This is a genomic window from Butyrivibrio sp. AE3009 (assembly GCF_000420845.1).
In the GTDB taxonomy this organism is placed as follows: Bacteria; Bacillota; Clostridia; order Lachnospirales; family Lachnospiraceae; genus Butyrivibrio.
Map to the genome: position 1 here is coordinate 1 of NZ_ATVS01000030.1, position 13,581 is coordinate 13,581.

The window sequence follows — 13,581 nt, forward strand, 5'->3', positions numbered from 1 at the left end:
AAGATGTATTCTGAGGCTGAACTAATAGTAACGGATTATTCTTCTGCGATTTTTGATTTTGCTTATCTTAGAAAGAGCATAATATATTATCAGTTTGATGGTGATGAGTATTATCAAAACAACCCATTTACCAAGAAGGGCTTCTTTGATTATGAGAAGGATGGCTTTGGCCCGGTAGTAAAAGACTATAGCATCTTGACCAATATGCTTATCGAAATGGCTGATAAAGGATGCGCATTGGATGAAGTATATAGAGAACGCATGGACAGAATCTTTGCTTTCAACGACAAGAACAGCTGTGAGAGAACATATAAAAAGATAGTTGAACTACTTTCAAATAAGTAAGAGGTATTATGTATTATTATCAGGTGTATGGATTAGTAGCACAATCGAATATTGAATTCCCACAGCTTCTGCCGGTAGAGCCTTTTCCGGAAGAAAACACAGAAATTGAGATCTATGTGGAAAATAGTGATGCTTTATCAAGATCTTTCGAGGAAATCAAAGCTTCCGGGAAGTACTTTGACCTTACAGAAAACGGTATATGGTTTGATAACAGCGCAGGACATTTTGAGATAGAAACTCAAAATGGGAAAACAGTCATGAAATGTGTCAAATGTTCGGATATTAAGTATCAGGAAGCTCAGTCTTATTTACTTGGCAACAGTCTTGCTATTGCTATGACTCAGAGGAAAAAAATCGCTATCCACGGGAGTACACTTGCTGTTGGAAATAAGGCGATTATCATATGTGGTGGCAGCGGCTCCGGTAAGTCGACGACAGCCATGGGGGTAATAGATAGAGGAGCAAAGCTTCTGGCGGATGACATTTCTGTTATTGATATTGATAAGGTTACCGGTAAAACATTGGCCTATCCGGGGTTTCCTGAGCAAAAGCTTTGCAGAGATGCTGCTTTAGAGAAGGGGCTGAATTTAGATACCCTCAGGTATATTGACGAAGAAAAGGATAAGTTTGCTCTTGACAGAAATAGTATTTTTGTAAAAGAGGGTATGGAAGTATCAGATATCTATATGATTGCTCCTTATATGGGAGAAACTTTGGAAATTGAGGATATCACAGGGGAAGATTCCTTAAAGGCTATTATTGATAACCTATTTTTAAAGGAATTGTATGAGGGATTATTTCGACTTGAACCATCAGATGTCTTTAAATGCGTAAAATTGGCTTCTGAGGCAAAGATACACAAAATTTTCCGACCACTTGAAAAGAATACTAAAGATGAGATTGTAGATTATATTATTATTTCCGTTACAAGAGAGGAATAGAGTATGTCAGCAATTTGGGGAATGATCGATCTTAACGGATCTTATGAAGGTGAAAAAGAAAATAATGAATTCGCTACTAAAATGAAAAGTACTTATGAAAAGTATGCCATTGACAGATATGACGAGTGCTGCTTTGATAGAGGCTTTTTTGCTTGTGGCCTTCAATATTATGGCAGCAGAGCAGAAAAGGAAGTACTGCCTATCAGGGACAATGATAAAGGCTATATTTTTACAGCGGATATAGTTCTAAGTGGACGAAAAAAGCTTCTGAAAGAACTTTCTGAAAGTGGCATAGCCTCTATGGAAGCACTGGAAAAAGAACCGGATGGCAATCTTGCTTATCTTTCATGGCTTATCTGGAATAAAGAATTTGTTAACCATATTATCGGTGCTTTTGCAATTGCTGTTTTTGATGTGAAAAAGAATGAGTTCTTTCTTTTTGCAGATCATATGGGAAGCAGATGTATTAATTATTTTTGCTGTGATGGAAGAATTATCTTCTCAACTCTTACATCGCCTATTGTTGATGTTTTATCCAATCAGTATCGTGAAATAAATGATAGATGGATCGTGGCCTGTGAGGCAGATGATTCACCTCAGTTGTGCTATTATCCCGGGGAAACGCCTTATAAAAATATACAACAGGTAACTCAGGGAAGCTTTGTGCATATAAAGCATAAAGAGTCAGGAGAACTATATTCAAAAGAGGAATGCTATTGGTATCCTGAAAAACTTCCTAAGTTAAAATTAAAGCCTGATGAATATAGGAAACTTTTTAGAGATACATTCTTTGAGTGTGTTAGGGATGCTGTGGATACAGATGTTCCACTTGCTGCCACAATCAGTAGCGGACTTGATTCAACTTCTGTTTCGGGAGTTGCTGCAAATATCCTCAAAGAAGATGGAAGAAAGCTTTACGGCTTTACTTCAGTTCCGCTTTCTGATTTTAACAGCAAATATGATTGGACTGTGGTGACTGACGAAACAAAGGGAGTAAAAACCTTTCTTGAACAGTATAGTAATATACAGCATGAATTTGACCACTATGAAGGAAAAAGCGGACTGACAGAGCTTCACAGAATTGTGGATTTTATGGAAGTACCTGTTAAGGCGATGCGAAATGCAGTCTGGATAGATGATATCTTGGAGAAGGCGAAGGGCAAGGGGTGTAAAGTGCTTCTTCTTGGCCAGGGAGGAAATACGACCATATCACGTGGCCATGTGCTTTCCAGAGTTTATTATGAACTTAGGCATCTTCGATTTATGGAGGCAAAGAGGCAATTGGCAGCTTTTGGTTTCGTTCATGGAATTTCCAGAAAGGAACTTTTTAATGTTACATTAGCCGAATTGTCAGGCAGATTATTTCAGGATATTGGCATAAAAAAAGATTACCTGGATTATATGGATTCAGAATATATTAAAGGAGAAATGCTCCGCAAACATGGAATGAACCGGCTCTTTAAAAAGCATGGAAAGCGTTTTGGATATCATTTTATTGTGAATGATAAGGAAATCAAGCGAAGCATTACAGATAAAGGAACCACCCAAAACAAGAGTATTTTTAATACTAAGATAGGATTATTTCACGGAATAATTTTAAAGGACCCGACAATTGATAAAAGGCTTGTTGAATTGGTTATGAGAATGCCTGAATCGGAGTTTTGCGATAATGGATTGGACAGGCGACTGGTGAGAGGTTATCTGGATGATATTATTCCGGATAAAGTAAGACTTGAGTTTAAAAAGAGAGGACTTCAGGGCGCTGATGCCACATATAGGATAAACCAATTTGGAAAAGAATATTTGAACAAGGAATTGGTGGATGTTTTATGGAAATATCTTAACAAGGATAAGGTATTGCAGCTTCTTTCGAAGAAATCATTTGAAGAAGATGATGTCGACAATTTGTTAAGAATTTTGACTCTTAATGAGTTTCTGACCAAAGAAAAAAGTCGCATGTAAAACATGCGACTTGAAAACTTAATACCTGAATTATGGCTCGTCTACAGGCTCACGATTCTCTCTGTGATCAACATTATAATCAGTTCCGCTGTGGCTCTGGAATACGTTGCCCCACTGATCCTTGAACTCCCAATCCATATAGCCGTGTCCGTGACCAGCTTCTGTGCTGCTGAGAGTAAGTTCTTTAATTTCAGGTGCGTTCCAATTTTTCATATTAGCTTCCTCCTTTAGAATTTATAAGTAAAGGATAATGCGTATTTTTTTTATAGTAAAGAAATCTATCAAAACTGTAATTTTTTTATAAATTTTTAATAAATCGATTATAATTTGTGATGAGGTTCCTGACATGGGACAGGATTGAAAGGTAAAGATATATGGGAATCATAGGTAGAACGTACCGGTTCATCAGGTACAATGAACACAAGGCAATAACCCTGAAAGCCTGGGTATTATCTGCAAGATACAGATTTCAGATGTTATATGCGGACACCAAAAAGCTTAATAAAAAGTGGGGAATAGAGGGGGAAGAATCCTCCTATGAAGCCACTCCGGAGGAATACCGTTTTTGCAGGAAAGTTTCCTATGCAGTGAACCAGGTCTGCAGTAAAACCAGGTGGGAGAGCAAGTGTCTTGTAAGGGCCCTTACAGCCCAGAAACTTCTGGCTGAAAAGGGCGTAGAATCCACTCTTTATCTGGGGTGCAAGCTGGATGAAAACAAGAAGATGGTGGCCCATGCCTGGATACGTGTGGGTAAGGTTTATGTCACCGGAGGTAATGGCGGGGCAGACGGATATGCAATAGTAGATAGATTTAGAGCGAGGGTTAATAAGTAAGATGGGTAAGATAGAAAAATTAAAGCATTATTGGAATAGAAGAGATGATGCGGGCAGATATTTTGTATGGGTCATGAAGTATACCAGGCCATACATTCCGCAGTTGTCATTACTTCTTTTCTTTGACCTTATAGCAACTTTTACTTCCGTCGGAATGGCGGTTATAGGTAAACAGCTGATAGATAAGGCTTCCGGCGGTAAGATATCTGAGCTGTGGTCAATAATTGCACTGTATGTGATCATTATCCTGGCAAGTCAGGCTCTTTCCGTTGTCAGTGAACTGATTGCCGTAGTTGTATATGAGAAGTTTGGCTTTGGTATCAGGAAAAAGGTATACAGAAGGATACTGGATACCAGCTGGCTTGATATTTCCAAGTATCATACCGGCGACCTTATGACAAGACTTACCAGTGACGTTGGAGCTGTGTCGGACGGTATTTCCAGAACAATACCAACTATTATAAAGCTGTTTGTTGAACTTGTTGTTACATTCTTCACTCTGGCATACTATGACCTTCGACTTGCACTTTTCGCATTGTTGGTTGCACCGGTTGCAATGCTTGCAAGCGTATGGCTTGGAAGAAAGCTCAAGTATCTTACGATCAAAGTTCAGCAGACAGAGTCCAAGTACAGATCCTTTATGCAGGAGTCACTGGCCAATATTCTTATTGAGAAGAGTTTCTGCCTGGAGGATTATTCAGAGGAGAGACTTACCCAGCTTCGTGATGAGAGAATCTATTGGGTACTTAAGAAGAACAGAACCAATCTGTTTGCATCCACGGTAATGGGACTTTCCTTTCAATTCGGATATATTGTTGCTTTTGCCTGGGGAGCTGTCTGTATCGCTAGAGGAAGCATAACCTATGGAACCATGACTGTTTTCCTTACTCTGGTAAACAGAATTCAGTCTCCTGTACTGGGACTGGCACAGTTGGTTCCAAGGATTATCGGAATGCTGGCTTCTGCAGGACGTATTATTGAGCTTCAGGTTCTTCCAAAGGAGGAATACCTTGGAAGAAGCATTTATCCTGAGTCAGTGGGTGTCAAGGTCTCTAAGGTTTCATTCGGATATACTGATGAGCTGGTATTTGAGGATGCCGACATTGAGTTCAGACCAGGCGAATTTACAGCAATTGTAGGCAGATCCGGAATTGGTAAGACTACTCTGGTAAGGCTGATAATGGCCTTTACTCAGAAGTTCAAGGGTAATATCACCTTTTATAACCAAAAGGGAGAGGAGATGCCCGCAAGTCCCGATGCCCGTAACTTTATCTCCTATGTGCCCCAGGGCAATACACTCTTTTCAGGAACGATTAAGGACAATATCCTTATGGGCAATAAGAACGCCAGCGATGAAGAGGTAATTGTCGCACTTAAGAGTGCATCTGCCTATGACTTTGTCATGGAGCTTCCTGATGGGGTAGATACTGTAATAGGAGAGAAGGGAGTTGGTATTTCCGAGGGACAGGCCCAGAGAATTGCCATCGCAAGGGCACTTGTAAGGCGTGCACCGTTCCTTATCCTGGATGAGGCAACTTCTTCTCTTGATGAGAGCACGGAGCTCAGTGTTCTTGAGGGAATCAGGAAATGGAATCCTTCACCCACATGTCTTCTTATCACACACAGAAGGTCAGTTCTTCAGTATTGTGACAGAGAGATTCAGATTGTTGATAAGAAAATGAGTGATGTGGCTGTTTGATAACCGGAGGGGTTATGATTAAGATTCTTATGATCGATGATGATCTTGAAGTTTTAGAGGTTAATAAGAGATTCTTTGAGGAAAAGGACTGCAAAGTGGAAGTTTGCAGCGATGCCATGGCAGCACTGGGACTGGTAAAGAGATTCAAGCCTCAGTGCATTTTCCTTGATGTTATGATGCCTGACATTGATGGCTTTTCACTGTGCAGACAGATAAGAGAGGTTACAGATGTACCTGTTCTGTTCCTGTCAGGAAAAGTTTCCGAAGACGACAAGGTTGAGGGGTTCGAGGCAGGCGGCGATGACTACATAGAAAAACCCTACAGCCTTAGAGAACTGTATGTAAGGATGAACTCTCATGTTCGAAAGAGCATGGCCTCTGCTAAAAAAGAAAAATCCAGCGTAATGATAGATTTAAATCCCTTTTACATTGATAAAGAGAGGCACAAGCTTTTCTACGAAGGGGAAGAGATTCCAATTTCCAACAAGGAATATGATCTCCTCCTGTTTCTTGCCAAGAACGTAGGTAAAGAGATCACCTTTGAGGAAATCGGAACGCAGCTGTGGGGCAGTTATATCGAGACCGACAGGCGTAATGTGATGGTTAATGTTTCAAGGCTCAGGAAAAAGATCGAGAGCCAGACCGGCATTGACAATTTTATCGAGACGGTGTGGTCCAAGGGCTACAAGTTGGTGAAACTCAGAAAGTAAGCATTATGTAAGCATCAGATTCGGGGAGATTATGGCTACAAAAAAGAAATTTGAACAGCCTTCTGTTGCAAGTGATACAGTGGCTGAGCTTTCAGCCAAACTATTGGAAGCAAACAGAAAGCTCAAGGAAGCTGAGCATGAGAGAACTCTTATGATAGAGAACATCTCTCATGACCTCAGAGCACCTCTTACCGCTATCAGAAGTACAGTGGACTATATGAGAGAAAAGAGTAAAGACGGTCAGTGTGATATGCCCTCCGAAGACAGGAGGGCCATGTTAAGCCTCTTGGATGTCAGGTTAAAGACCCTGGAGGTGCTGGTAAACGATCTGTACTACATGACCTGTATAGAAAGTGGCAGAGAAGAGTTTAACCTTCAAGCGGTTCCTCTTGTGCAGTTTTTGGAGGAATATTTTTTTGCTCTGGAAGTAGATGAGAAATATGCGGCCTATGATCTAAGACTGGAGGTTCCGGAAGAATTGGATGCTCTGGTTAATATAGATGTTTCCAAGTTCTGTAGAGTGCTGGATAACCTTTTTACTAATGCCAGAAAATATACTGCAGAAGGAAGTACCATAACCCTTGGTGCAGGAATTGAAGGGAACGAGGCTTTCTTCTATGTGAAGGACAATGGGCAGGGGATTCCAAAGGAGTCTCTTCCATATATATTTGACAGAACTTACAGAGTTTCGGGAGCAAGGACTCCTTCCGGCGAGTCAGGAAGCGGCCTTGGGCTGTCAATTGTAAAGAGTATAGTTACACAGCATGGAGGCGAGGTATGGTGTGATTCGGACCTTGGCAGGGGCAGCACTTTTACCGTGAAGATTCCCGTGGCAGGCGGGAAGTTATAATGGGGAGATTTCATGAGTGTTAAGGTAAGTATAGTAGTTCCGGTCTATAACGGAGAGAAATATATAGATTCCTGTGTGAAGAACCTGAAGGCGCAGACCTACGACAATCTGGAATTTGTGCTGGTGGATGACGGAAGTAGTGACGGTACCGCCGCCATGTGTGACAAAGTTTCCGCAGAAGATGGCAGGTTTGTGGTTATCCATCAAAAGAACGCAGGTCTTAGCGCCGCCAGAAACGCAGGTACGAAAAGGGCTTCCGGTGACTATGTGGTATATGTTGATGTTGATGATGATATCACTGCGGATCTTGTTTCTGATAATATCATGATAGCACTTGAATCTGATGCTGACGTTGTTATGTATAACTTCTGGTATTACGACGTGGACACAGATGATAAGAAGGAAAATGCCTACGAAGGGGATTTTGTGGGCTCAGGGGAGGAGTTTTTCCACAAGTATTTGGGGAAGACCATCAAGCATGAGATTTTCAATGCGCCATGGAACAAGCTCTATAAGCTTGAATTTCTAAGGGAAAACAAGCTGGAATTTCTTCCGGAATATCCGATCTACGAAGACATAATTTTCGCTTCCAGAATGCTTCAGCATGCTAAGACAATTGCCGTGAACAGTAAGAGATATTACGTATATTATGTCAGAAGTTCAGGAAGTCTTATAACCAAATATGTGGACGGATATTTTGATTCTGTCACATACTTTTATGAAAATGCGCTTAAGTACTGCGATAAATATGAGGACAATGAAAAACAGAAAAAGAGTTTTGCAGAATTGTATGTAAAGCTTGTATCTACTAACCTTAAACAGATAAGTAATAAGGCAGATATGGATAAGTCCAGGAAACTGGCTCTGATCCGGGAAATCTGTAACAATGAAAAGCTTCGAAGTGCGCTTAGGATTGCAGAGCTTGAGTCAAGAAGACTTTTTGCCAAGCACTTCATCCTTACGAGGAATGCTGTGGCAATCTACCATATGTACAGATTCCTTGGAAGAAGGTAGAGGTGTCCATGAGCGAGAATGTTTTAAAGGTATATCGTAGCGAGTGGAAATTCTACATAAGCCTTGTGGAGTATCATTATTTAAAGGGACTGCTTTCAGGAATCATGACTCCGGACCCTCATATGGAGGATAAGGGGGAGTATTACATACGAAGTTTGTATTTTGATTCCGTTGACAATACCGATTACGTAACCAAGGTGGCCGGAATCGAGATGCGAAAGAAAATCCGTATCAGAATCTATAATACCAAGGCGGATGCGGCCAAGCTTGAGATCAAAAATCGTTATAATCAATATATGCTGAAGGAATCTCTGACTATCGACAGAGATGTTGCGGAACGGTTGATTGCAGGAGACTATGAGACCCTGGATAATTATTCAGACACTGTTGCACGCAAGGCTAAGAATATCATGGAAACGGGGATCTATACACCCAAAACAATTGTGGATTACGAGAGGGAAGCATATGTCTATCCGGAGCACAATGTGAGAGTTACCTTCGATAAGAATATCAGGGCAGCAGCTTCGGACAGGATTTACGACAGCGATCTTCCAATGACACCCCTTCTAAGGGAGCCTGTTATGGTGCTGGAGGTAAAATACGATCAGGTGCTTCCGCAGTTTATCAAGGATGCGATCAGCACCGCAAGACTACTAAATTCTTCCGTCAGCAAGTATTGCATGGCAAGAGAATTGGTGGGATGAGGGAAAAAAGAGGGAGAGATTAATGAGTAAGAAAGAACTTTTGTATTATTTGTTGGAGAACAACACTAACATTTCTGTTGCCGAGGTGGCAATCGGCCTTATCATGTCAGTTCTGCTGGCATTCTTTATCTATTTTGTCTATAAGAAGACATTCACCGGAGTTATGTATTCCAAGAACTTCAATGTGACACTTCTTCTTATCACTGTGATAACCACCATGGTAATGATGATAATCGGCAGTAATCTTGCCTTATCACTTGGTATGGTGGGCGCACTTTCAATTATCAGATTCAGAACTGCAGTTAAGGATACCAAGGATTCGGCTTATATTTTCTGGGCCATTGCCGTTGGTATTTCCTGCGGATCCGGAATCTATTCTATTGCAATCCTTGGCAGTATTGTAATAGCTATTATTTTGTTCTTTATCAGCAAGGATATTCTTGATGACAGTACTTATCTTGTTATCGTGCATGGGACAGAGGAGCTTGATGAGCAGAAGGTTACCGAGACTGTAAGGAAATACTGCAAGAAGGTGAATCTTAAGATGAAGAACATTACTTCTGTAAGCAGTGACATTACTTATGAAGTTTCTTTGGCTGCAGATAAGGATAATGAGCTATCAGGGGAGCTTAAATCATTGGAAGGCGTTAACGGAATCAACATTGTAACCTATAATGGTGAAATTGCGGGGTAATCTTTTGAAGAGCAGGGCAAAATACAGGATCCTCGCAGGTGCCGCGTTTGTGGCTTCGCTTTTTCTTATGTGCGATTGTATCAGTTATGATGTCAAGGACAGATACGATTATCCGGAGAATTCCACAGACATTACGCTATGTATCAATGAAGTTCTATATTCAAATCTTGGATATATCAAAGATGAAGACGGGGATCGCAGCGACTACATAGAAATATACAATTACGGTGACAAAAAAGTTAATCTTATGGGAATATCTCTTGCAGATCACAGAGGAACTAAGGGAAGATGGTACTTCCCGGAAACTGATATCGAGGCAGGAGACTATCTTGTGGTATGGGCTTCAGGTAAAGACAAGGTCACGGCAAACGGCGAGATTCACACTGATTTTATGGTGAATAATTCCGATACCATAACACTCTATGACTTAGATAATGAGTGTATAGACGAATTCTACTTTGATGGTACTGTAGATACCGGAGTTTCTGTTGGAAGGGTAGAGAAGCACCCGGCGGAGCTTGCACTTTTTGCAGCTAATACTCCCGGGGCGCCCAATAATGCTCAGAAAATATCTCTGATCACCCGAATTGATGACAGCTTGGGAATTCCGGAGTTCTCCAGACAGGCAGGAATCTATGACGAGGAATTTGAACTTGTCTTAAGTGCAGGGGAAGGAGAGAAGATTCTCTATACTCTGGATGGCTCAGAGCCTACTTACGGATCCAAAGTTTACGAAGGACCAATCCAGATTAAGGACAGAAGCGCAGAACCTAATACCATAGGAAATATTAAAACTACCACTATTTATTCAATGTATTATACCTGGGAGAATGACTATACCTATAAAGGTACTGTCGTAAAAGCCAGGATAATGAAAGACGGAGTTCTTTCAGATGAGACTGCGACAGCGTCATACTTTATTTCACCGGACACAAGCTTTAACATAATTTCGCTATCTGTAGATCCCGATAAAATGTTTGATGAGTGGGATGGTCTCTATGTGCCAGGTGAGACCTATTATGTCTGGAAGAAATACAACAAAGAAAACTTCTGGAGTTTTCCTCCCGGGAATTATAACAGTGATGAAAAGCTTAAGGCACATATTGAGATATTTGGAAGTGATGGCGCTCTAAGGGCTGACAACAACGTGGTAATCTCCATGATGGGAGCAGCTTCAAGGATGTCTGCTGCCAAGGGCATTAAGGTGGATATGGATGAGACCAGGTCAAGTTTTTCCAGCGGAATGTTTGAGCTTCTTCCCGTAAGTGACGGAATATCACGTGTTGGAATGGATGCGATTGCGCTAAGGGCCGCGGGAACAGAGTTTAACTGGACAATGTTCGCTGATATACTGGCTCAGTCATTGGTCTCAGATAAGCTTGAAGTGACAACTCAGGCAGCTCAGCAGGCAGTTCTTTTTATCAACGGTGAGTTTTGGGGAATACATAATATAAGAGAGACCTATAATGCAGATTATTTTTTCAGGCATTATGGTATAGAGGAAAAGAATCTTGCGCTTATCAAGCTAAATCTAGGAGTTTCTGACCATGAGCCGGAGATTACGATTGGCACAGAGCAGGACCTTCAAGATTATCTGGATCTTATAGATTATGTACAGAGTCATGATCTTAGCGACCCCGATTGCTATAAATATGTTTGTGACAGAATAGATGTGGATGCATTCATAGATTATTATGTGGTGCAGATGTATCTTGGAAATGATGACTGGCCCGGAAATAATTACCGCATCTACAGAGCAGATCAGACCGGATTTGATAAGGGAGATAACAGGTGGAGGCCGGTACTGTTTGATTTGGACAATTCTTTTAGATATATTGATTTCAACACCATAGATTATGTTCTTAACGAGGAATATGATGAGGAAAGTGTCAAATCCATTGCGCATTTTCATGACATGAACAGAGAACTGATTCAGGCTCTTATACAGAATGAGGAATTTAAGAATAAGTTTTTTGACCGGTTTGAAAAGAGTCTTGACACTGTTTTTAGTAGTGATAATGTACTTGAGAAAATAGATAGATTTGCGAACCTCTATCGCCCGGAGATGGACGACCAGTACACCAGATGGCACATCAAGACCGGTTGGTTTAATAAGATAAAATTACTGTTTCACAAAGGGAGCAGTGAGGAGGGGCGTTATAGCGTTGAGACCTGGGAGGACAAAGTGGAAGGCTTCAGGACCTTTGCTAAGGAAAGGCCGGATAAGTTAAGAGACTATATCACTCAGTATCTTGATGAGGACTGATATATGAGAACTAATCATGTTTAAGGAGTATTGTAGTAATGAGTAACAACAAAAAGGCACTTGGAAACATATTTATATATGTTTTGATGTTTGTTTCAGCAGCTATCTTTGTTTTGATAGCATCGGCAACAACAAGTCCCCTATATCCCAATTACAAAGGATGGGATTCCGGACTTTTCCAGGTAATAGGAAAAGGGTGGCTCCAAGGCCATGTTCCTTACAAAGAGTTATATGATCAGAAGGGACCTGCCATATTCTTTATATCAACCTTGGGGTATGCAATAGCCGGTAGTGAAATCGGAGTATTTATCATTCAGATAGCCTTCATGTTCGCTTCGGAGTGTATTATTTACAAGATCTGCAATAGAGTTTTCAAGGACTGGGCGGCGTTTCTCATCGCCGCACTTGGAATTTTTGTTTTCGCATGCAATTACGAATTCGGTAATCTCTGCGAAGAGTATTGTAATCCCTTGCTTCTTGCAAGTATGTATCTTGTAACAAGATGGATTGACAATAAGAATAGTGGAGAGAATAGCCACAATCCTCTGTATGCGTTTGTATACGGCATTACATTTGGATTCTCCATGATGACAAGACTTACAAATGCTATAGGCGTATGTGTGGCGGTATTCTTTATCATGCTGTACCTGATATTCAAAAAGGAATTTGCTAATCTCCTTAAAAATGCTGTGGGTTTCATTCTTGGAACCGCACTTATTGTTGCTCCCTTCATGATCTATTTTGCAGTCAAGGGGGCAACCTATGATTTCTGGTATGGCACACTTTTATATAATATAGCCTATGCCACTAACTCAAAGGGTGGCATCATGACTGTTATAAAAGGTGCAGCCGGACAGATTGGAAGCTATGCTATCATGGCGGCAGGTATTATCTGCATTATCAGAAAGAAGTACTTCGACGGAACACTGTATTTTTCACTGGGCGCAGCCACAGAAGTGCTTCTGATGAATATCATGAACTACGGTCATTACTCGATGATCACTTTTGCATATCTGCCGATTGCAATTTATGCGCTTAAGAAAAACATTGATGAATGTAAGGATGATACAGATAGTTTGGGCAAGCTTACCACGAGACTTGCAATCATAGTGATGGCAGGAGTAGTTCTGATTGCCGGAGCAAGAACAGGTAAGGAAATGCTGAAACTAAAAAACTATTACAACAGATATTATGCTGATTCACAGGCCAATGCCGTTCTTCAATATAAGCAGTTACTTGATGTAGTCGGTCGTATTCCTGAAGAGGACAGAAACTCCATAGTTGGCTATGGTACAAACCCATGGTTTTATCTGGATATGGACATAACTCCGGCTTGCAAATTTTTTGTTATGCAGGATTGGCAAGCTGAGTTTAGTGAGGATTTCAGAAGCAAACTGGTAACTGAATTTGAAGCTAGGAAGCCTAAGTGGATTGTGTACAGCAATGCTGAGGAATCAAGTATAGGTGAGATACTTAGCTCTTATTATGAAGTATATTCTATTGATGATGTTATTGGTTCAAACGACGCAAGTAGAATAATACTATACAAACTTAAGTGAGATA

General features: G+C 40.8%; 13 protein-coding genes. 12 read left to right on the plus strand and 1 reads right to left on the minus strand.

The features are described from left to right. The 3 genes from G588_RS20325 to G588_RS0113640 form a co-directional block, all read left to right on the plus strand. Nucleotides 1-345, plus strand: a 345-nt coding sequence (locus G588_RS20325) for a CDP-glycerol glycerophosphotransferase family protein (protein WP_035788566.1), incomplete at its 5' end; no start/stop codon positions are given. A gap of 8 nt (nucleotides 346-353) precedes the next feature. Next, nucleotides 354-1,286 (plus strand): HPr kinase/phosphorylase, encoded by a 933-nt coding sequence (locus G588_RS0113635; protein ID WP_022779292.1) that lies wholly within the window; start codon nucleotides 354-356, stop codon nucleotides 1,284-1,286. A gap of 3 nt (nucleotides 1,287-1,289) precedes the next feature. After that, a complete protein-coding gene (locus G588_RS0113640) occupies nucleotides 1,290-3,248 on the plus strand; it encodes an asparagine synthase-related protein (RefSeq protein ID WP_022779293.1) in 1,959 nt (652 codons plus the stop codon). A gap of 30 nt (nucleotides 3,249-3,278) precedes the next feature. Here G588_RS0113640 and G588_RS0113645 read toward each other — a convergent pair whose 3' ends face one another. Further along, nucleotides 3,279-3,461 carry a hypothetical protein gene (locus G588_RS0113645; protein ID WP_022779294.1) on the minus strand — a complete coding sequence of 61 codons (183 nt, stop codon included), beginning with the start codon at nucleotides 3,459-3,461 and terminating at the stop codon, nucleotides 3,279-3,281. A 161-nt stretch (nucleotides 3,462-3,622) separates the two neighbouring features. Between G588_RS0113645 and G588_RS20330 the strand changes: the two genes are divergently transcribed. The 9 genes from G588_RS20330 to G588_RS0113690 are packed head-to-tail and all read left to right on the plus strand — an operon-like array spanning nucleotide 3,623 to nucleotide 13,577. Continuing rightward, the gene (locus tag G588_RS20330) at nucleotides 3,623-4,081 is read left to right on the plus strand and encodes a lasso peptide biosynthesis B2 protein (protein WP_022779295.1); all 459 of its coding nucleotides are present in this window, start codon (nucleotides 3,623-3,625) and stop codon (nucleotides 4,079-4,081) included. A 1-nt stretch (nucleotide 4,082) separates the two neighbouring features. Beyond that, a complete protein-coding gene (locus G588_RS0113655) occupies nucleotides 4,083-5,780 on the plus strand; it encodes an ABC transporter ATP-binding protein (RefSeq protein ID WP_022779296.1) in 1,698 nt (565 codons plus the stop codon). Nucleotides 5,781-5,794: 14 nt separating this feature from the next. Continuing rightward, nucleotides 5,795-6,490 (plus strand): response regulator transcription factor, encoded by a 696-nt coding sequence (locus G588_RS0113660; protein WP_022779297.1) that lies wholly within the window; start codon nucleotides 5,795-5,797, stop codon nucleotides 6,488-6,490. 31 nt (nucleotides 6,491-6,521) lie between these two features. Further along, nucleotides 6,522-7,340, plus strand: a complete 819-nt coding sequence (locus G588_RS0113665) for a sensor histidine kinase (RefSeq protein ID WP_022779298.1) — start codon at nucleotides 6,522-6,524, stop codon at nucleotides 7,338-7,340. Between the two features lie 12 nt (nucleotides 7,341-7,352). Continuing rightward, nucleotides 7,353-8,354: a glycosyltransferase gene (locus G588_RS0113670; protein WP_022779299.1), complete on the plus strand. Its 1,002-nt coding sequence runs from the start codon at nucleotides 7,353-7,355 to the stop codon at nucleotides 8,352-8,354. Nucleotides 8,355-8,362: 8 nt separating this feature from the next. Further along, the gene (locus G588_RS0113675; RefSeq protein WP_022779300.1) at nucleotides 8,363-9,058 is read left to right on the plus strand and encodes a polyphosphate polymerase domain-containing protein; all 696 of its coding nucleotides are present in this window, start codon (nucleotides 8,363-8,365) and stop codon (nucleotides 9,056-9,058) included. A 22-nt stretch (nucleotides 9,059-9,080) separates the two neighbouring features. Beyond that, a complete protein-coding gene (locus G588_RS0113680; protein WP_022779301.1) occupies nucleotides 9,081-9,752 on the plus strand; it encodes a DUF4956 domain-containing protein in 672 nt (223 codons plus the stop codon). A gap of 4 nt (nucleotides 9,753-9,756) precedes the next feature. After that, nucleotides 9,757-12,018, plus strand: coding sequence for a CotH kinase family protein (locus G588_RS0113685; RefSeq protein WP_022779302.1), 2,262 nt, complete (start codon nucleotides 9,757-9,759; stop codon nucleotides 12,016-12,018). A 38-nt stretch (nucleotides 12,019-12,056) separates the two neighbouring features. After that, nucleotides 12,057-13,577: a glycosyltransferase family 39 protein gene (locus tag G588_RS0113690; protein ID WP_022779303.1), complete on the plus strand. Its 1,521-nt coding sequence runs from the start codon at nucleotides 12,057-12,059 to the stop codon at nucleotides 13,575-13,577. The last annotated feature ends 4 nt before the right edge of the window (nucleotides 13,578-13,581 follow it).

Coding starts and splice junctions, on each gene's coding strand:
- G588_RS0113655 (WP_022779296.1), top strand. CDS start 4,083: ATGGGTAAGATAGAAAAATTAAAGCATTATTGGAATAGAAGAGATGAT.
- G588_RS0113680 (WP_022779301.1), top strand. CDS start 9,081: ATGAGTAAGAAAGAACTTTTGTATTATTTGTTGGAGAACAACACTAAC.
- G588_RS0113690 (WP_022779303.1), top strand. CDS start 12,057: ATGAGTAACAACAAAAAGGCACTTGGAAACATATTTATATATGTTTTG.
- G588_RS0113645 (WP_022779294.1), bottom strand. CDS start 3,461: ATGAAAAATTGGAACGCACCTGAAATTAAAGAACTTACTCTCAGCAGC.
- G588_RS0113640 (WP_022779293.1), top strand. CDS start 1,290: ATGTCAGCAATTTGGGGAATGATCGATCTTAACGGATCTTATGAAGGT.
- G588_RS0113665 (WP_022779298.1), top strand. CDS start 6,522: ATGGCTACAAAAAAGAAATTTGAACAGCCTTCTGTTGCAAGTGATACA.
- G588_RS20330 (WP_022779295.1), top strand. CDS start 3,623: ATGGGAATCATAGGTAGAACGTACCGGTTCATCAGGTACAATGAACAC.
- G588_RS0113675 (WP_022779300.1), top strand. CDS start 8,363: ATGAGCGAGAATGTTTTAAAGGTATATCGTAGCGAGTGGAAATTCTAC.
- G588_RS0113635 (WP_022779292.1), top strand. CDS start 354: ATGTATTATTATCAGGTGTATGGATTAGTAGCACAATCGAATATTGAA.
- G588_RS0113660 (WP_022779297.1), top strand. CDS start 5,795: ATGATTAAGATTCTTATGATCGATGATGATCTTGAAGTTTTAGAGGTT.
- G588_RS0113670 (WP_022779299.1), top strand. CDS start 7,353: ATGAGTGTTAAGGTAAGTATAGTAGTTCCGGTCTATAACGGAGAGAAA.